12 protein-coding genes are annotated in these 19087 nt (G+C 38.9%); 8 read left to right on the plus strand and 4 right to left on the minus strand.

Annotated elements, in window-relative coordinates; translation table 11 throughout:
• Positions 1–76: 76 nt before the first annotated feature.
• The 3 genes from N477_RS15995 to asd all read left to right on the plus strand — a co-directional run bounded on the left by N477_RS15995 (position 77) and on the right by asd (position 6284).
• Entirely contained in the window at positions 77–1729 is a 1653-nt protein-coding gene (locus N477_RS15995) for a hypothetical protein (protein WP_063361696.1), read from the plus strand.
• 80 nt (positions 1730–1809) lie between these two features.
• Entirely contained in the window at positions 1810–4524 is a 2715-nt protein-coding gene (locus N477_RS16000; protein ID WP_063361697.1) for a TonB-dependent receptor plug domain-containing protein, read from the plus strand.
• Between the two features lie 650 nt (positions 4525–5174).
• On the plus strand, positions 5175–6284 hold the full coding sequence (asd, locus tag N477_RS16005) for an aspartate-semialdehyde dehydrogenase (RefSeq protein ID WP_063361698.1): 1110 nt from the start codon (positions 5175–5177) through the stop codon (positions 6282–6284).
• A gap of 887 nt (positions 6285–7171) precedes the next feature.
• Here the strand turns inward: asd and N477_RS16010 are convergent.
• The 4 genes from N477_RS16010 to N477_RS16025 all read right to left on the minus strand — a co-directional run bounded on the left by N477_RS16010 (position 7172) and on the right by N477_RS16025 (position 13475).
• A complete protein-coding gene (locus tag N477_RS16010; protein ID WP_155731926.1) occupies positions 7172–7624 on the minus strand; it encodes a hypothetical protein in 453 nt (150 codons plus the stop codon).
• 752 nt (positions 7625–8376) lie between these two features.
• On the minus strand, positions 8377–9306 hold the full coding sequence (locus N477_RS16015) for a DUF4435 domain-containing protein (RefSeq protein ID WP_063361700.1): 930 nt from the start codon (positions 9304–9306) through the stop codon (positions 8377–8379).
• A complete protein-coding gene (locus N477_RS16020) occupies positions 9306–10688 on the minus strand; it encodes an AAA family ATPase (protein ID WP_063361701.1) in 1383 nt (460 codons plus the stop codon). The genes N477_RS16015 and N477_RS16020 overlap by 1 nt, the downstream gene beginning before the upstream one ends.
• Before the next feature lie 981 nt (positions 10689–11669).
• The gene (locus N477_RS16025) at positions 11670–13475 is read right to left on the minus strand and encodes an RICIN domain-containing protein (RefSeq protein WP_063361702.1); all 1806 of its coding nucleotides are present in this window, start codon (positions 13473–13475) and stop codon (positions 11670–11672) included.
• Between the two features lie 318 nt (positions 13476–13793).
• On the opposite strand from N477_RS16025, the gene N477_RS16030 reads away from it, so the two are divergent.
• The 5 genes from N477_RS16030 to N477_RS16050 all read left to right on the plus strand — a co-directional run bounded on the left by N477_RS16030 (position 13794) and on the right by N477_RS16050 (position 19087).
• Positions 13794–14678: a hypothetical protein gene (locus N477_RS16030; RefSeq protein ID WP_063361703.1), complete on the plus strand. Its 885-nt coding sequence runs from the start codon at positions 13794–13796 to the stop codon at positions 14676–14678.
• A gap of 213 nt (positions 14679–14891) precedes the next feature.
• Positions 14892–15275, plus strand: a complete 384-nt coding sequence (locus tag N477_RS16035; protein WP_023399139.1) for a response regulator — start codon at positions 14892–14894, stop codon at positions 15273–15275.
• Positions 15272–16183, plus strand: coding sequence for an AAA family ATPase (locus tag N477_RS16040; RefSeq protein WP_063361704.1), 912 nt, complete (start codon positions 15272–15274; stop codon positions 16181–16183). Before N477_RS16035 ends, N477_RS16040 begins: the two co-directional genes overlap by 4 nt.
• A complete protein-coding gene (locus N477_RS16045) occupies positions 16183–17136 on the plus strand; it encodes a DUF58 domain-containing protein (RefSeq protein WP_063361705.1) in 954 nt (317 codons plus the stop codon). Before N477_RS16040 ends, N477_RS16045 begins: the two co-directional genes overlap by 1 nt.
• A complete protein-coding gene (locus tag N477_RS16050; RefSeq protein ID WP_081216439.1) occupies positions 17126–19087 on the plus strand; it encodes a transglutaminaseTgpA domain-containing protein in 1962 nt (653 codons plus the stop codon). The genes N477_RS16045 and N477_RS16050 overlap by 11 nt, the downstream gene beginning before the upstream one ends.

Here is a 19087-nt window from a genome sequence, read left to right on the forward strand (position 1 = left end):
CATTTGTAACACGTAATACCTATTCTAACTCCATTAAATAAATACGGTTATAACAATTATATCTTTGGAGACCAACATGAACCTTTCTGGTTTATTTAAAGTAAGCTTAATTTCTTCTGCTCTTGTACTAGCTGGTTGCGGTGGCGGCGACATCAATATCACACCTACAAATAACGACAATCATGTAGACAACTCAGTTGAAAATCCGGTCGTTATTCCAGATACAGGCACTGGTGGTGGTGATAATGGCGGTGGTGATGATAACGACGGTGATAAAGTTGTAGGACCTACATGTGCAAGTTACACAATTGGCGGTTCTACATTTGAAGGTGACGTAGAAGGTATTAATTGTAAATACCCGCAATCATTCGCTAGCCGTGGCAAGAGCATCTCGTCTTCATTCTTATTAGAAGCATTACCAAATGGCGGCTCGCACATTTTTGAAGGTGCACTTTTCATCGGTGATGATGTTGATACTTCTAAAGGCGGCACAATTGACCTTGATGGTCCAATTCTGACAATTGAAGCAGGTGCGACGATTGCATTTACTAAAGCTGATAGCTTTGTGCGTATTGGCCGAGGTTCTAAAATCCATGCGGTTGGTGAGCTTGACAAGCCAATTACATTCACCTCTATCAAAGAAATCGACGGTGATGCATCAACAGTACCTGCAATGCAGGACTGGGGTGGTATCCAGATTAACGGTTTAGCGACAACCGTAGAGTGTACTAAAACTGAAGCTGAATCAGGCATGTGTAATGTACCTGCTGAAGGTGTAGTGTCTTATTACGGTGGTAACAACGATGCTGACAACAGTGGTTCATTAGAGCATGTTGTTGTTAAATTTGCAGGTAACGGTGTAGAGGGTGATGAGCTTAACTCTATTACATTAAATGCGGTTGGTTCAGGTACTACAGTTGAATATATCCACATCCACCAAGGTTACGACGATGGTATTGAGCTATTTGGTGGCCAAGTTAACATCAAGCATATTGTTGTAACAGACACTGCTGATGACGGTATTGACTGGGATACAGGTTGGAAAGGTAACGGTCAGTTCATCCTAGTTCAAACGCTTAACCAAGGTAACCATGGTTTTGAAACCGATGGTGGCAAAAAAGACCCGACGACTGATGCTGGCGCAGACAGAGCAACAACGGTTTCTAACCCAACAATTGCTAATGCGACAGTAGTGAGCAACGGTATTAAAGGTCCACGTGGTCACGGTGCTGGCATGGAGATGAAAGAGTGGGGTAAAGCTCAACTTCATAACATGTTGTTCGTAAGTAAAGGTACTGAAGCAGGTTCTGCATGTTTTGACCTGTATGACAAAAATGAAGGTTCTGGTCCGGTAGGCGTTCATGCAAATGCAAAAGCTGGTGACATTAAGTTCCACAACTCAATTTTTGCTTGTGCATATAACTTTGAACCTGAAAATATCGTGTTAGACGGAGATTTGGCTGATTTTGATATCGAACAGTGGTTCACAGAAGATGGTAACCAACTAGTTGGTTTCAGCGCATTTGAAAACGTACTTGGTGCAGATTTAGCGACTACTAACGGTACTATCAAAGATAAAGATGGTAACAATGTAAGCGTTGAGTCATCAAAGCTTAGCGACGAGAATTCATTCTTTACTGACGTAACATATGTTGGTGCATTAGGTGAAGACGAGACGGACACAAACTGGGCAAAATTCGTAGCACAGTCAATCGAACGTACAAAATAATCTAAGCCATAAAATAAAAAATTGAAGGGCGCTTTAATGCGCCCTTTGTGAATCGAAATTTTGGTTTAGAGGAATTACAAATGAAACCAATCAAAATGTTTAAAACAAATTTGATAACGATTTCTTTGCTTTCTCTTTTAAGTCCTTTGTCTGCACAGGTTATGGCGCAAGAGACTGCACAAGAAATTGAAGAAGTTGTCGCGGTAGGAAGCCGCTTAAAGGGCAGTGCAAGTGCTGTCATTGAAGAGCGTAAGAACCAAGCCTTTGTTGCTGATATCATGGGCGCTGAGCAAATCTCTCGTACAGGTGACAGTGACGCAGCATCAGCACTACGCCGTGTTACAGGTCTGAGTCTGGTAAATGACAAATTTATTTATGTACGAGGCCTTGGTGAGCGTTACTCTAGTGTTCGTCTAAATGGTGCGCAAGTACCGAGTCCAGATTTAACACGTAACGTTATCCCATTGGATATCTTCCCATCCAGCATTATTGAGTCATTGGCTGTTCAAAAGGCGTATTCACCTAATATGCCAGCAGCGTTTGGTGGTGGCGATGTAAATATTCGTACCAAGAGCATCCCGAACGATCGCATAATAAAGCTAGAAGTTGGTTTAACGCACAAAGATACGAACAGTACTGGTTTTGTATATAATGGCAGCGACGACGATTGGTTAGGCGAAGACGATGGACTACGCGCAATGCCAAGCACAATGAATGCGGCGCTTAACAAATATATCAACGGTATTTCGGATATTTCAGTTTTAAATATTCGTGATATTGAATCAAAAGAGCGTGGTGAAGCCGTTTCTCAAGACGAAGCGATCGCTATCAACAAGTCTTTGACTAAATCATTGCACCGCGATTTTGGTATGGTTGAAAAAGACTTGGACCCAGACTTTGGCGCAAAGATCGTCTATGGTGACAAGTTTGATGACGTTTTTGGCTTTGGTGGCGCACTTGGATTCTTGTTCTCAGCGGCTTATGATCATGAGTGGTCTCATAGTAAAGGGTACTCAGCGGTTCTGTCGTCTGTCGATGTAAAACCGGAAGATTGTGGTAAGTCTGAACTAGAGTGTTATTCTGCGAGAACAGACAAAGAATCAACTAAGAAAAACGTTAAGTTAAATACATCCCTCAACCTGGGTTATAAACTTGATGGCCATGACTTAAATGCGTCTTACATGATGCTCAGAGATACAGAAGATGAGGCGTCAGTTTCTCTTTATCAAGAGCCTTCAAAGTCGTTAAGTATCGAAAGTGGTGAAATACAACGTAAAAACTTTACCTCGTTCGAGCAACGTGAGTTAGAAGTTATTCAATTTCGTGGCACGCACAATATCGAATACGACTTTATCAAAGGCGTAGGGTTCGATTGGCAGTACACGGACTCAACTGCAACGACTGATATTCCAAGTGAACTTGAAATCACTGCCAGAGATCGTTATACAGATGGTGTTTATACAGACACGTATACGAGCGGTCCATTAGGTGGTGACCCGTTCCTGTATCGTTTTGTAGATATGGAAGATAAGGTTGAAAACTACGGTTGGAATTTGTCAAAAGCATTCTATTTTGACTCTTCAGAACTAGAGCTCAAAGGCGGTGCATATTACGTAGATAAAACACGTGAATATAAAACAGACTTCTTTAAATATCGCTTTGGTCCAACAGAAAATATCGTTTTAGCTACTAATGCAAATGAGGCATTGGGTATAGGCAGTATTTTCCGTGATGACGAGCGCGTTGATAATACAGAAGTAGAGCTTCTTTTCCAGGAGCCAACTGCCGATGATTACATAGCAGCACAAAAAACTGATGCATATTATGGTAGTTTTGACTATGTGTATGCGAATGATTGGCGCTTTTCTGGTGGTTTAAGGTATGAAGACTTCAGACAGGTTGCACTTGCATTCTCACGTTCTGTATTTGATTCTGCCTTATTAACCGAACAATTAAGTGGTGAAGCAATCCAGCAAGCCTCAGTAATGGAAGATGAGACTTTTGCTGCATTATCTATGACATATAGCCAGCCTACATATCAAATCAGAGCTGGCTGGGGTCAAACGATTGTAAGACCGGACCTACGTGAATTAACACCAGTTCAGTATCAAGACCCACTCACAGATTACAGAACACTGGGTAACCCAACGTTACAATCAAGTAATTTAGATAACTTTGATGTGCGTGTGGAGTTTTACTTTGAAAGCGGTGATAACTTCTCAGTTGGTGCCTTCTATAAAGATATCGAAAAACCTATCGAAGCTCAGCTTAACGAGCGAGACGGGCGTTTTACTTTAGAGTTTGAAAACGCAGATACGGCATATGTATACGGTCTTGAAGCTGAATGGCTGGTGGAATTATCATCTGATTTCTTAGGTGGCGCGTTCTTCACTTCTGGTAACTTAACAGTAAGTGATTCAGAAGTTGAAATCCTAGAGAGTGCAAGAGGGGACTTAACGAACCTTCAGCGTCGCATGACTGGTCACTCTAAGTACGTTGCTAACTTACAGTTGAACTATGATTCTCATGATGGCAATCATCAGGGCTCGGTTATATATAACGTTTTCGGAGATCGTATCCTAGCTGCTGGTGTAAACGGCTTTGATGATGCTTACGAACAACCAATTAACTCCTTGGATGTTGTGTATAGCTATTATCCGACCTTTAGCACGACAGTTACCTTTAAAGTGAAGAACTTGCTTGGCCAAGACTTTGAGGTTGAACAAAATGGTGCATTGATCCGCTCTAAAGAAACAGCGCAACAAGTAAGCTTAGATTTTGCTATTGAGTTTTAAATAACTCACCATGGAAAAAAGGCCACTTTTTAGTGGTCTTTTTTATTCTTGATATTATTAAAATAATTATATCTTTATATTAGTATATTTATTTTAAATTCTTTTAAATATGTACCACTTATGCACGTCTAAAACGTGAGAGAAGATATTGTTGTTTATAATTAATAACTTTCAATTGAGAAATATTACATTTACGTAAGCGTAAACATATATTAGATTTGGATTTTTTTTATAATCTAGATCAATATTAAGACTGATTTTTACTTGAAAATAGTACTAATTTGACTCATAATAGCTAGCACAAAAAGGTTATCGCATATCCTTACCATATTCAGGTGTTTTGTTTACATAAAATAAACATGATGCCTAAACAGAGTTCTAGTTTGATGCGCAGCATCAAGCTTGGACGCAACCTTTACATGTTGTATCCAAACCCCGCACTGCGGGGTTTTTTTATACCTGAAGTTATACTTGCCTCTCTAGAACCTACCTTATCTTACAGGTCGCTAATCTATTTAAAATGAGCTGATATGAGTTATTTTTTAGTTGGCTTAAAAAGTACTAGAGCTGATTGATTAATTTTGATAGGTTAGACGTCTAGACGTACCCCTCACGCAATGAGTAATTTTAAATAAATAAAGGGTAATGTAATGAATAGTGTAGGATTTATCGGCTGGCGTGGCATGGTTGGCTCTGTGTTGATGGAGCGTATGCAACAAGAAGGTGATTTTGCTCACCTTGATGCGCATTTTTTTACTACCTCCCAGTCAGGTCAATTAGGCCCAGACTTTGCGGGTGAAGCCAAACCGCTCAATAACGCATATGACATACCTGCTTTAAAAGAAATGGACATTATTGTGTCTTGCCAAGGTGGTGACTATACAAAAGAAGTGTATCAACCCTTGAGAGATGCTGGGTGGGAAGGTTATTGGATTGATGCTGCATCAGCATTAAGAATGTCCAGTGATAGTATCATTGTACTTGACCCGGTAAATAATGACGTCATTCAGCAAGGGCTAGAGCAGGGGGTTAAGACGTTTGTTGGCGGAAACTGTACAGTTTCTCTAATGCTGCTGGCACTCGGTGGTCTGTTTGAAAAAGACTTGATTGAATGGGTTAGCCCTATGACATATCAGGCTGCTTCAGGTGCAGGTGCTCGTAATATGAGAGAACTTATTACTCAAATGGGCGAAATTCATAGCAGCGTAAGTGCGCAGCTTGATAATCCATCTTCTGCTATTTTGGAAATTGATAAAATTGTTGCTGATAAACTCAAAGATGATGCATTACCAAAAGATCAGTTTGGAGTTCCGCTTGCTGGAAGTTTGATCCCATGGATTGATGTTCCTATGGAGTCAGGTCAGAGTAAAGAGGAATGGAAGGCTGAAGTAGAAGCTAACAAAATCTTAGGTTCGGTTAAGCAACCAATTCCAGTAGACGGTCTATGTGTGCGCATCGGCGCAATGCGTTGTCACTCGCAAGCAATGACCATAAAATTGCGTGAAGACATCGAAGTCAGTGAAATAGAGCGCATTCTGGATGAACATAATGAATGGGTTAAAGTGATTCCAAACGAAAGAAGCGTCACGGAGCAAGAACTTACGCCAGTTAAAGTGACAGGTTCTTTACATATTCCAATCGGTAGGATTAGAAAGCTGTCAATGGGTGAAAAGTATATTAGCGCATTTACAGTCGGCGACCAGCTTTTATGGGGGGCTGCAGAGCCTTTACGTAGAATGCTTCGAATCATCACTGGCTAACTGGCTAATCGCCTAACTAAATTTTTGGTTAGGCGTTTTACTTTAGTGAGACGAATTATAATATTTGTGAATTGGAGTGCTGGCTATTTGTAATTCATTGTAATTGGATTGTATAAAGAATTTGATTTAAATTATTTATTTTGGATTTTAATTAGGAACTATTGATAAAGTGTCTACTTAGTTTGTGGTTAAATAAGGTACGAGTCAGCTTATGTCTGAGTATTTAGTAAGTAAATAATATACATACGAAATGCATTTTTGATTAACTTAAGCGCTGTTTTAGATTTTTAACATTCGATAGTAAAAAGCTTGGTAGATATACTACATATATTTCATTTTTTCAGCTTAATAGCTAAGCAATAAATTCATTTCATTTTCACATGTCTAATTAAAATTTAATTTATAAACAGCACTCTAGTTTTTCGCTGTCTAATGAGTGAAACACGAGCTGACAGAATAAGGCAATAGAGAGCAGTAGATGTCTTGATGTTTGATTAGAGTTCTTAGCTTTTTGATATTTCGGTGAGCCTACGTTATGACGGGGGCATTTGTATGTGAATGAAGGTGTTCAAAAAAATACACATTAACGCAGATATTATGAAAATCAATTTATAACCTATAATTTATATTATGTTAAATTAGGTTTGTGTTTAAGGTTTTAAGTGATCACCTACACTTATTAAACGGTTCAAAGCGCAACATATTTATAATGTCCAATACTTACCAGTATCGGACTTAACTTAGTTTTCAAATAATATAACTTTCAAGCCAAGATTCATTTTGAGTCATTCATGGCACAGTTTATGTTTGACTTAAGTCTGTGTGTTTGTTTTAACTTTAACTCCATTAGCTATCTTCAATCTTTTTAAGTGACTGTGTTGAGTTCTCTAATGCCAAACAGATACTGGAAATGACAAACGCATAAATGTCCGCGATATTAAATCTAATTTTACACCAAACTCGATGATTTCATCATTAGTCCAGCCATCTGGGTGCAACCAGTTTTCGTCTTCTAATTCACATAATATCCCTAGCTCTTTATCTAACATGCTAAGTGGAGCTGCGGCTAAACCCCATAGCATGACGAGCTTGCCTTCGATTTCATAATTGCGAGGTGTATTGGACTCTAATGCGCGAAAATACTTTTTGGTCTCCATCAGTGCTTTTGACACTTCAACCAAGATTGCGTCTCTTAGGTAATGTTTATCCATCGAGATTGAATAAAGCTTTAAGGCGACTTCATTGAGTTTATCTATCAACTCATTATGCGCTTGGCTATGGTGTCTCTCAAACATTTCAACATAGGCATCTTGTGCTGTGGTTGTTGGTTTAAGTGCCATAATCATTCACTCCCTTTGCTTAGCATGTTGTATGTGTAGAACAGACTAAAACTGTTCTTTGCATTGTTAGGTTTAGCAATTCAAAGCACAAATTGACAAATAAAATTATTGATATTTTTTGATTAAATTTGGTAAGAGTTTTAGTTGGTTGAATTTATTAAGATTGGTGCAAGTGCCCTATTGAGGATTTGTTAGTATTTGCGGAGCAGGCTTTAAGTCATGGCTGGTCAAAGTAAAACAGTATTTAAGCTGTACAAAGCTTTTTCAATTACTCAGGCGCTGATTAAACTTATAAATCGGCGGCGGATGCTTATGCAGTATTGGCCCCTATTCCCGTCGTTGGCCCTGCCCTTGGTGCGTCTACCGTCGCAATTGGGTTGCAACATTTTTTTGATTAAATTACGGCAACCCGTTTGTATCGCATAGAATGGTTTAGATTAGGTACCAAATGAAAGCACCTATATCCTACAGCGTGGTGAGAGCGTGCTTTCACCCAAACAAAATGTTGAAATTAGCCACAGCTAGATACTTCTGTCACCAGTTTAACTGTAATTATTTAGCAGTTAGAATGCATGAAACTGAAGGGTCACCACGATCCCCTCCGCAGTTATTACCAGCGAAGACCTGTTTTAAGTTTTTAATATCTTAAGTGTACACCTAATTACTTGTTCTTCTTTTCTGTTCATTTAAAACCTCAACTCACACATTTAAAATATAAAAAATATATCAGCCAAGGTCTCAATTTTCACAATTTATGAGACGGATAAAATTAAGTTACTAGGGTAATTGGGACTGCCATCTGCAATAGTTTTTAGCCAAGATTCACACAAAGCTGTCGAGACATTTTTTTCCTTTATTTTGGAAAAATCGACAGCTGCTTTTTTTGCTAAGTTTTCATCCTGTTTTGAGCCAGCTTGAAACAAGCATAATGCAAAAATCCTTTGCAGCAATTGCATTGCAGTGTGTCCTCTACATACTCTCGAAAGTACGCTTATATCAGAGGATTCGACAACGGGTTTATACTTATTAAAGGCTTCTTTGAACCTACTGAGAATTTCGTGGTTCTCATTAGCTCTCCAAACATTAATATTGAGGGTAACTTCATTCGCAATTATTTCGAAGTCGTCCCAACGAATAACGCCCAATGGATAAGAGCACTTATTTATTTCCCTGGCTGCCAACGTAATAGTTGCTATCATCCTTAGAGCAGAAGGTAACAAACTTTTAAAGTTTTCAGCAGCATTATTCTTGTATTCGGAGCTAGTAAGGTATCTATAAGCATTTGCAATTAGATCAGGTTCTATAAAGTAGTTTTCCAAAGAGTGGCCAATAGTCCAACTGAGGTTTCTATCTGTTTTATGGTCGACCATCATGTCTACTATCTTCTCCTCTACATTAAATGCTTTAAATTCCCTATCACATAGGTAATATAGATTCGAATGTTTAACTGAGTCCTTGCAAATATTAAAAATTTTTTCTATTTTTGCTCTGTTATTTTTAGAGGTATGTTTGCAATCCCCTTTTATTCTCTCGGCTGAATCGATCTTAATTTTGTTTTTACCAAGAACATTCAACAAGTTTGAGATGTGGTCTTTATCGTCTGCTCCTTCTACGAGAATTCTTTTTTTTGAGCTCATTTTGACGCTGGTTATATATTTAGAAATGTCATTTTTTGGTTCCATTAAAAGTCATCCTCATCTTCATCGATAAGAAATGATGTTTCATCAGTTTTTAGGTCACTAAACATTGGTTTGACTTCTTTCATATATTCATCAAAGTCAGCCGCAATTGCTGGCGAATGAGTACAAACTATAATTTGTCGGTCTCCTAGTTGCTCCATCATCTTTTTGAGAAGATCTTCTTGCCAGTCTATATGTAGTGATATTTCCGGTTCATCAATTAAAACAGCAGAGTTACCACTCATTCTATTAACCGCATATAACATTGTTAATAGTTGCCTTTCGCCCGATGACATAACTTTTATGCTACTCCAAGAATCGTCAGGAAACTTTAAGCCAACTTTAGGGACCCTTCGGCTTTCATTAATCGCGTGATAGGCAAGTTCTTTTTTATCTAAAAATGAATTTACAACATCAAAGTACGTATCGATTTCTTTAAACGCTTCCATTCGAAACGATCTTCTTTCTTTCAATGCGTCCCTATAAACCGTGAGAGCACCGGAAGCAGAACTTCCTAAACTCTCTATGTTACCTTGATTAACTAGCCGTTGCAGTTGACGATATGTATTGGAATTCTCTTCAACATCACCAAATTTATCTGCATTTGACTCTTCTGTTAGTTGCGATATCTCAAAAAGTAATTCATGAGCCGAGGAATCGACTATAGAGCCTTCAAGTAATGCAGAAAAAACTTTTACAAATGAGTCTGAAAAAACTGAACTTTCATACCTAGCAATTCTTATTTGGCAGTCCCTAATTTCATCTCGTAATCTACTTTCTATTTCTATCGGTGAAGGGTAGTTAATTGATGGAAGAAACTGGCCGAATAAATTCCTCGCAAACGATGTGGACTGCTTTGTGTTAATTTCCCGAGTCCGCTTAGTATTACGCATCTTCCAATTATCATGCTGTAGAGACCATGCTTCCAGCATAGTTCTAAAAGCGGGAAAATAAGATGTATCGATATGCTTTATATTACTGCTTTTTACAAACTCAGCTATTTTCCCTGAAAGCTCAGGTACTAGCTCTCTAGTGAATCGATCATCTTCATATTCCCTAATGTCCTCAAAAGCAGCTCTTTTACTAAATTCAAAAAAGTCACCTGCTTGAGTTTCAATGGACACAAATATTTCACCATCACTTTCTTTTTGTGAAACAGAGACATACGCTCCATTAGAGTATATGACTTGAATTCTTTTAAACTCTAAAAAAGCGAAGCGAATGAAATCGCAATTTGCTACGTTTGCAATAATGTGGATCAACGTAGACTTTCCTGTGCCATTCTGGCCATAAAGGATATTTAGAGAATCGCTAAAGTCAATTTCTAGGTTATACCTTTTGTGAATTCCTTGAAGTTTGACTTTACGGATAAAATTATTTTTCATTAATGTTCCTTATCCAGTGAAAATGGATTTTAGTAAAATATTGACTCTTACTTTGCTACATCATTACCAGCGTGCTTTATATGTCTATGTACAAACAGTACGTGTCAGCATTTTGAAAGACAATTTAAAGTTTTATTTGTAAATATTATATTAATAAAAAGTGTAAAATCCAGAAGTTTAAAATCAAAAAGTACAGTGAAAATATAAGTTGTATTAAATTTGTATTCAAAGCCTTACGACTTCTGGTTGGACTTCTAAGGTGATTCATAATAATAATGATTTGCTAATGCAGACAAACTGAGGAGTTTTTAAAACGGTTTTAAACAAGGTTCAAAGCCACGTTTCCGATTTAAAGGGTAACTTCAATGGTAAAATTTTCGAGTAAAAATACTTTGGTCCTTGATGTAGCTCTTTCGTTGTTGCGTTCAGTTCTTCGATTTTCCAAGTCGTTTTTTCGTTCAAGCCAAAATGTTCGCAGTTTGTATTGGGCTCTTTAATCACTCGCTGCTCGCTGTTATTTAGATTTACTTTTTGGAATTAGTTCATTTGTAGATTTATAGATCATATATTTAATCTTTGGTTGTGCTAAGCATAATATTTGTAGAAGTTGGAAGCGTTAACAAACCAGTATGTAGAGCATTTTACGCCCAATGTGCTATTCCTCCCCCGCGATTATGAGCTCATTGATTTAACGATGAGAGCCATAATGGAAAATAAGTAGTTTGACTGGTAAGAGATTTTTACCTCTGGTAGCCATAACACTTAAACGGCAACAAAGTCCAAGCAAAGCATTACCAAGGCCATTTATATCTCCGGTATGCCTTAAGGTATTCCCTTTGAGTTTGCATGTAGTAATGTATGATAAGTGTGATTTTTCAAAGGGTATTAAACGTATTTAAGGCAAAGTTAAAACCCCATCTCCCCCATTCAATCAAAACCCCTGCCAGAAAGTGCATCACCTTCTGGCAGAGTGTATGAATGTTAGTTAGAAATAACCACGTTGTTGTGCCTTGTTAACACTGGGCAATCCCACAAGTGTGTTCTTGTGAAGTTATGTGGTGTTGGTGCATCTACACAGCGAGATGGTTGCAATACCGTTTTTAATTGACCATTAATGTATTCAAACTGCTGTGTTGGGCTGGTGTTACAGTCCCAAATCATCAGTTTTTCACCGTTGCTAGTCGCGGAGTTTCTGTAATCTAAGCATTTGTTGTAGTCTACTTTACTTCTCACTTTTCCGTCATTGGTGAATAACCATTTTTGGTTCGCACCATTGTGACAGTCATATAGCATGATGTCTTGGCCATTGCTTGGATGATAGCCTGCAATGTCTAAACACTTATCGAATAGCTTCATCTCAACATGTTTTTCAATGCCTAGGTAATTGTCATTCCAAGTGTGTGGATCTGCAGCTTCTAGCCATCTGACCGTATTTTTCATATTTCCTTTACCAGCGCTGTTCCAAGAGAATAGATAGTCTGAGTCATTAGGTAAGCATAGGTAATTGTCCTGCCATGTATGCGGATCTGCCAATTCGATGATTTGCGTACAGCGCATACCGTCAATCGGGCCTGCATAGGACCATTTCATACCAAGGTCTTGGGATGAGCAGAAGTAGTTGTCGTGCCACGTATGCGGATCTGCTGGCTCCACTGTCTGTACACAGTACATACCATCTACTTTGCCAAATGATTTAAAGGTAAATGATACACCACCAAGGGCTGTGTGCTGGTCTAAAGCGTGGACACCTGTCAGTGCACTGATAGACAAGTCTTGTTGATTACAATCAACGCCGTTCGCTTGTAATCTGCCGTTTTGGCATTCTTTAAATGCAACTTGTCTTGATGTGCTACCTGGCTGCAAGCTGATTGGATTTGCACTGACTCCAACCGCGGTCATTTTATGTTGGTTTCGCAAAGCTTGTACATCAACCAGAGAAAGGAAGTCACTGCTATTCAATGATGCAAATGCCAGGCTGACTTTCATCTTTTTAACCGTACTTGATAGGCTAACGCTGTTTCCGGATACCTGCAAAGGAGCATTCTTATGATAACCAACAGAAAACTTTAATTGGTTGTTAGGTGTTCCTGGATTCACAGCCTGAACAAAAAAGCTCATGATTGGTTCGTGACGGTTAGAGTGATGGCCATACTTTATGCGTTCAAGCTCGTTAACGTCTACTGCAACCCCGACTCCTAGATTACCTTTATTGACCATAAACATTAGAGATTGTGCGCCATCATATGTCTTAACCTGATCAACGACCTGCTTTAAGGTATTGTAGTCAATATCTTTGATTAGGCTATGTACTATGGTTCTTGCTACTTCAACGTTGTTTTCATTAACGCCATCAACTAGGGCTTCTAATTGACCTAGGTGGTGTGCATTGGTGACTGCAACAGTGGCAAAGTGCTCAAGTGCAGTGAGTTTTTGTTGTTGGTCTGCTACAAATGTGCCAATGTTGTCTAAAGTGGCCAGTTGCTGTGCAAGCGATATGGCTTTATCAGTAATTGCTGATGAATCTACACCAACCAAGTTAGTTGCGCTGTTAACAACATTTGCACCATGTCTCAGTGTGTCAATTGCAATATTGGTTACAGGGCTTGTAACGTGTCTAACTACTTGTGCCACTTGTGAAACCGCACCACCAACGGTCCCGATCGGATCTTTAAAGAAGTCACCAATACTGCCCCAACCAAACGCATTTGCTTGGCTCGTCATCACCATAGAGCCAGCTACCACAGAGGCAACGACTGCTGAATTTACGATCCCTTTTCGTGAACCCATTATTTACTCCAAAATTTATTATTGTTTAATTACACGACGCTCAAAGGCATTTACACTGGCTTTGAAATCGTTTCGTAAATTACACTAATGAGTGTGGCTTTTCTATTACAGTGCATTACATATGTAAATGATGTGTCATTTTTGTGGCTGTCTTTTAAGGCGTTTAGTTTTAAGGAGAAGCAATAGAAAAGCGCTTGATTATTGCCTTATTGTTCAGTCGTGGTTACTAATGCAGTTGGGCAAATTTCTAAATGTTGTGTAGAGAAATGAGATTCTCGGCTACAATTTAATAGTGACTTGATGATAGAGGCATAAATAGTGAGTTGCAGTGATAGGTTGGCTGGTTTGTTTTTGATAACTGCTTGTACCTTTAGTGATAGTTTGAATGCACATGGTGTGCATATCTACTTAGATGATCAATTGGACTACGAGCTTTTTAGTTCTGGCGATCAGCAGCCTCTTAATATCGCCGGCGCAACGAATATGTTTGTGCTCTCACAAGTCGAAGACATTGTCGTTCATTATGTTAAATCTAGCCGAAAACGGGCGATTAAATCATTACAGCAGTCTAATGTTGCGGCTTGTAACATCAATATGATTAAAAACGAGCAGCGCAAGTCTGATTATTACTTTAGCTTGCCGGTAAACTTTTATTGGGCACATAAGCTTTACTCTCATCATGACTTGTCAAAGGCAGCTGACAGTGTGCTAAACGCAGAGGGCGAAATTACATCACTGCCAGCGTTGTTTGACGCGTATAACAAGAGTGCAATAGTTATTGCGGAGAACTTCTCGTATGGTGACTTTCTTGATAAGCAATTGGCTTCTATTAGTGTAGGCAATTTGATTTTACGCGGTGGTGCAGATCACTATCAAACGGTATACCGGATGTTTATATCAAACCGGGTCGACTTTTTACTCAACTACCCTGCTGAGTTTCACCGATATAGTAATAATGTTGACTTACCTATTCGCTCCTACCACATAGCTGGCTCACCCAAAGTGATTATTGGGCATTTCATGTGCAATAAAACCCCGACCAGCAAACAGTTTATTGCAACAGTAAACAAAATCCTGTTAAACAGTTATAGTGGAAGTGCATTTTTGCAAGCGCATCTAGATTACCTTCCAAACGAAGAGCATAGTTTACTCAAGGCATACCTTGAGCAATACATCAAAAGAAATGTGCATATAAAGCGCTAGCTCATCATATTACGTTTACTTTTGTTGGCTTACTCTTTGTTGCAAACACCTAAATACAAGTCTAAAGTATTTATATCGCATTTGATGCGATAAGCGTCCTTTTCCAAAAATAAACTAACATCGCCAGTACTTTGATTTGATATAAATAAAGCATTGAGCTCATAGCCGCCATGACATAGTATTAAGTCAGTCGCAGTCAGATAGTATTACAATATGGAACTTGTTAGACCTTTAGAACCTATACTTATTATCGATGATGTAGAAGAAGTTAGAAGCTACCTAATCGATATTTTAGAAAACTTAGGATTCGAAGAAATATACGAATCAAAGGACTTTACGTCAGCCAAGCCTTTACTAGAGTCCAAATCTCCCAATGTACTTTTTCTCGATATAGAATTACCGGATACAGATGGTACGCAAATACTTGAGTATGTGAATGATCAGTTCCCAAATACACATGTGATTATGTGCTCAGGACATAACAGTCTCGAAAATGTGCAAAATACATGGGAACTTGGCGCTAAAGGGTTTATAGCAAAGCCATTCAATGCCAAAAAAGTTGATACTGTAATGAAAAGATTAGAAATGATTGCATGAACCACATTACCAGCAAAATAATTGAAAACTTGTCCCAACTAATTTTAGGGAAAAATGAACAGTTAAAGTTGGCCTTATGCTGTTTGTTGAGTAAAGGCCATTTGTTAATTGAAGACTTACCGGGCATGGGTAAAACAACACTCTCCCACGGCCTAGCAAGCGTTCTCGGTTTAAGTTATCAACGGGTCCAGTTTACCAGTGATTTGCTACCTGCAGATATAACTGGATCGAGTATCTTCAATACTCAAACCCATACGTTTGATTTTCATCCAGGGCCTATTTTTAGCCAAATTTTACTTGCTGATGAAATAAACCGAGCAAGTCCCAAAACACAAAGTGCATTATTAGAAGCAATGGAAGAAGGTCAAGTCACCATAGATGGTCATACTCACCCCTTGGCACAGCCATTTTTTGTGATAGCGACTCAAAACCCGCTGCATCAATCAGGCACACACCCATTACCAGAATCACAATTGGACCGATTTTTCATGCGAATAAGCTTGGGCTATCCTGACTCTGAAGTTGAAAAGTCGTTGATACAGCAGGGCAATAAGCGAGATTTAGATGTGGCCGATCCAAGTCTTGCGATCAGCAACGAGCAATTGGCATTGCTGCAAGAAGAAGTCATGAAAGTGAAACTGTCTGAGCCAGTTGTACAGTATATTTTAGATTTAGTGAGCTTTACCCGTGATTCTGGAGAGTTTAGCGATCCGTTGTCACCTAGAGCAAGTATCGCCCTTGGATTATCAGCTCGAGCACATGCATTGATCAATGGTCGTGACTTTGCACTGCCAGACGATGTACAAGCCGTTTTTGGCTGTGTGGCAGGACACCGACTTAATATCCCCTGTAATGAACAAAATACCGTTGTTAACTCTATTTTTGAACGAGTCGCGGTAGCAGTGTAATGCGTGAGGCTATTTATAAAAGCTGGATAGACAAACTTATCGCAAAAAAGCACAGTGCTAATACCATTAAGTTTTCACATAATAACATTTATGTTATGCCTTCACTGCTTGGTTTGTGCTTTCTTGGTTTTGCCCTCCTGAACTTTATTATTGGTATTAATTATCAAAATAACCTGATCCTTGGAGTGGCGTATTTGATGCTGATGCTGCAAATTTCGTCATTATTTTATGGTTATTTTAACTTGCATGACGTAAAGCTTGAGTTGCTGGATATAACAAGTAATTTTTTTGGTAATCACAACGAGTGTAAGTTTAAGGTGTATTCTTCTAAACCGGTTTATTCGCTGAGTGTGCTCAGTGCAGATTGGGATAGTCATGGTGTTGAGCAGGAGAACATAGCCGAGTCAAGCTCAGCCCATCTTGTCCGGTTGAATCAAAAAAAGCGGGGGAAATATTCTGGCGGTAAATTCAAAATTCATAGCAATTACCCATTTGGTTTGGTCAATGTGTGGAGTTATCTACTTTCTGATAAAAACTTTTTTACCTACCCTGCCCCGCAAAAATGCGAGCTGAGCTTGCATGAATCAGTAAAGATGAGTGACGACGACACTGAGTTATTGGCGAATAAATCCGATAGTTTAGATGAATTCTCTGGCTTAAAACCGTATCAAAAAGGGATGAGTCGTAATCGGATTTCGTGGCGGCATTTTGCTAAAAGCCAAGAGTTACTTGTTAAAGACTATGTTGGTGACAGCCACGGTGTTAGCTTAGTGCTCGATTTCAATTTAATGGAAGGTACTAAGGAATCTCGCCTCTCTCAATTGTGTTTTCAAGTGCTTGAAGCGGATCGATTGGGGTATGAATTTGCACTACATCTTCCAAATACGTATATACCGCCGAGTAAAAGCGAAGCTCATGTAGTTCAGTGTTTGGAAAGCTTAAGTGAGTGTTAAAGTGAGTGTTAAAGAGCTAGTTCGTCAAAATACGCTTATTACTTCATTTGCATACTGTGGTTTGTCTTTATTATTAGTTCAAAGCTTGGGCTATGTGTTTTGTGTTTCAATTTTATTGATTTGTATTTTTAAAATTAGCACGTCTGTAGGCGCTGTAAAATACCCATCAAAGCTTGTCATTAATTTACTCGCGATAACTGTAATTGTGGTTGTCTTTTTGTCTCTTGGGTTTAACCAAGCCATCGAAATGTTTGTTGCTATGCTGTTTGGCGCTTGCTCACTAAAAATGCTCAATGTGAGTACCATAAAACAAGCACAAAGTGTTTATATCTTAAACTTTTTTACCTATCCGTGTTTTTACCTTTTTTCGCAAAATATCCTCTCATTTTTGTTAGTTGCAGCACTGTTACTACTAAATTTAGGGCAATTATTTAGTGTTACACATAGAGTGCCCTTAAAAGTTTCCATAAACAGCTCTGTTAGAAAGTTTGTATTTAGCTTACCTTTGGCCATTGCGATGGTTGTACTGGTGCCAAAACTTCCGCCCTTTTGGCAGCTTCCCAGTGCAAAAAATGCCTCGACGGGATTGTCAGAAGATGTTGACCCAGTTCAGATTTCAGAGCTATCCCGTTCTGCTGAGTTGGCATTTCGCGCTTTACTACCCGACGCCAATGGATTTGCGCCCCCATTTTATTGGCGTGCAATTATTCATGATAGATTTGATGGTAGTAAGTGGGCAATGTCAGACTTACAAAACCGTTTTTTAAGTAAGACCTATGAACCAACTGCGGCCAACTATACCGTAATTGCAAGTCCTTCTAATACCCGTTGGTTGTACACCTTAGATGAAGGCATACCAGCCAGTAAGGGTATTCGTGTTAATTACTTCGGTATAGTGTATCAAAGACATTTGACTAATAAGCCTATGCAATATGAGGTTTCTCCAGTTAAGTTAGATGATGCGAGAATGCCGCGCTGGGAATTTAACTTAAACACGGCTCTACCTCATGACATCAACCCTCAAGCTGTCGCTTTAGCAAAGGAGTGGGGTGAGCAAACAACTTCGACTCAAGCATTTATCGCTAAAATGGAATCTTTTTATAAGACACAGAACTTTGAATACAGCTTGACGCCACCGCGAATTAACTCTGAAGATAGTATCGATGCATTCCTGTTTGATTCTAAAGTCGGGTTTTGCGGACATTATGCATCGTCCGCTGCTTTTTTAATGCGTACAGCTGGGATCCCAACTAGGCTTGTATCCGGTTATTTGGGTGGACAGTTAAATGAAGAAAGCAACTATTATGCAGTATATCAATATGATGCCCACGCTTGGGTTGAATATTATGTCCCCCAGGTTGGTTGGAAAAGGCTTGACCCAACTGCTTGGGTTTCACCGCAAAGGATGTTGGGTTCTTTGGCAGACCTACAGGACCTTGAGGATGAGTTTAATGATAATCTGGGCCTAAGCTTACAGGCATTTTCTAATTTTGCAGCCGTGAACTGGCTTCGATTGCAGTTAGAGCAATTAGATTTTCACTGGACGCGTTGGGTATTAAACTTTGATGATAAAAAACAGTCGTCATTGCTCGAGATGTTGTTTGGAAACAAGCATAAGTTTTTACCTGCACTGAGTGTTATTTTGTTGCTGGTAATTGTGTTTGGCTTTTGGTTTGCTTATTTAAACCTAAGAACTAGGTTCAATGACCCTAAAGAAGTAAGAATATATAAAAAGTTGATGGTGTTGAGTGAGGAAAAATCTGATAAATTAACGCCTAAACAATTGTGTGAAAACCTCAAAGTTAAATGGCCAAGCGCCTCTAAAGAACTGGATGAGTTTTATAGTTTGTTTGAAATTGCGCGTTTTCACATGCGCCCTCTTTCTGCCAAGCAATCTCGAAGGCTTTCTCAACTAAACAAACAAATAATAAAAAAGGCAAAAATAAAATAA

The sequence above is a fragment of the Pseudoalteromonas luteoviolacea H33-S genome, assembly GCF_001625695.1.
Lineage (GTDB): Bacteria > Pseudomonadota > Gammaproteobacteria > Enterobacterales > Alteromonadaceae > Pseudoalteromonas > Pseudoalteromonas luteoviolacea_B.

Bases quoted from the DNA above. Each gene is read 5' to 3' on its own strand.
- N477_RS15995 (WP_063361696.1), top strand. From the start codon at position 77: ATGAACCTTTCTGGTTTATTTAAAGTAAGCTTAATTTCTTCTGCTCTT.
- N477_RS16000 (WP_063361697.1), top strand. From the start codon at position 1,810: ATGAAACCAATCAAAATGTTTAAAACAAATTTGATAACGATTTCTTTG.
- asd (WP_063361698.1), top strand. From the start codon at position 5,175: ATGAATAGTGTAGGATTTATCGGCTGGCGTGGCATGGTTGGCTCTGTG.
- N477_RS16010 (WP_155731926.1), bottom strand. From the start codon at position 7,624: ATGGCACTTAAACCAACAACCACAGCACAAGATGCCTATGTTGAAATG.
- N477_RS16015 (WP_063361700.1), bottom strand. From the start codon at position 9,306: ATGGAACCAAAAAATGACATTTCTAAATATATAACCAGCGTCAAAATG.
- N477_RS16020 (WP_063361701.1), bottom strand. From the start codon at position 10,688: ATGAAAAATAATTTTATCCGTAAAGTCAAACTTCAAGGAATTCACAAA.
- N477_RS16025 (WP_063361702.1), bottom strand. From the start codon at position 13,475: ATGGGTTCACGAAAAGGGATCGTAAATTCAGCAGTCGTTGCCTCTGTG.
- N477_RS16035 (WP_023399139.1), top strand. From the start codon at position 14,892: ATGGAACTTGTTAGACCTTTAGAACCTATACTTATTATCGATGATGTA.
- N477_RS16040 (WP_063361704.1), top strand. From the start codon at position 15,272: ATGAACCACATTACCAGCAAAATAATTGAAAACTTGTCCCAACTAATT.
- N477_RS16045 (WP_063361705.1), top strand. From the start codon at position 16,183: ATGCGTGAGGCTATTTATAAAAGCTGGATAGACAAACTTATCGCAAAA.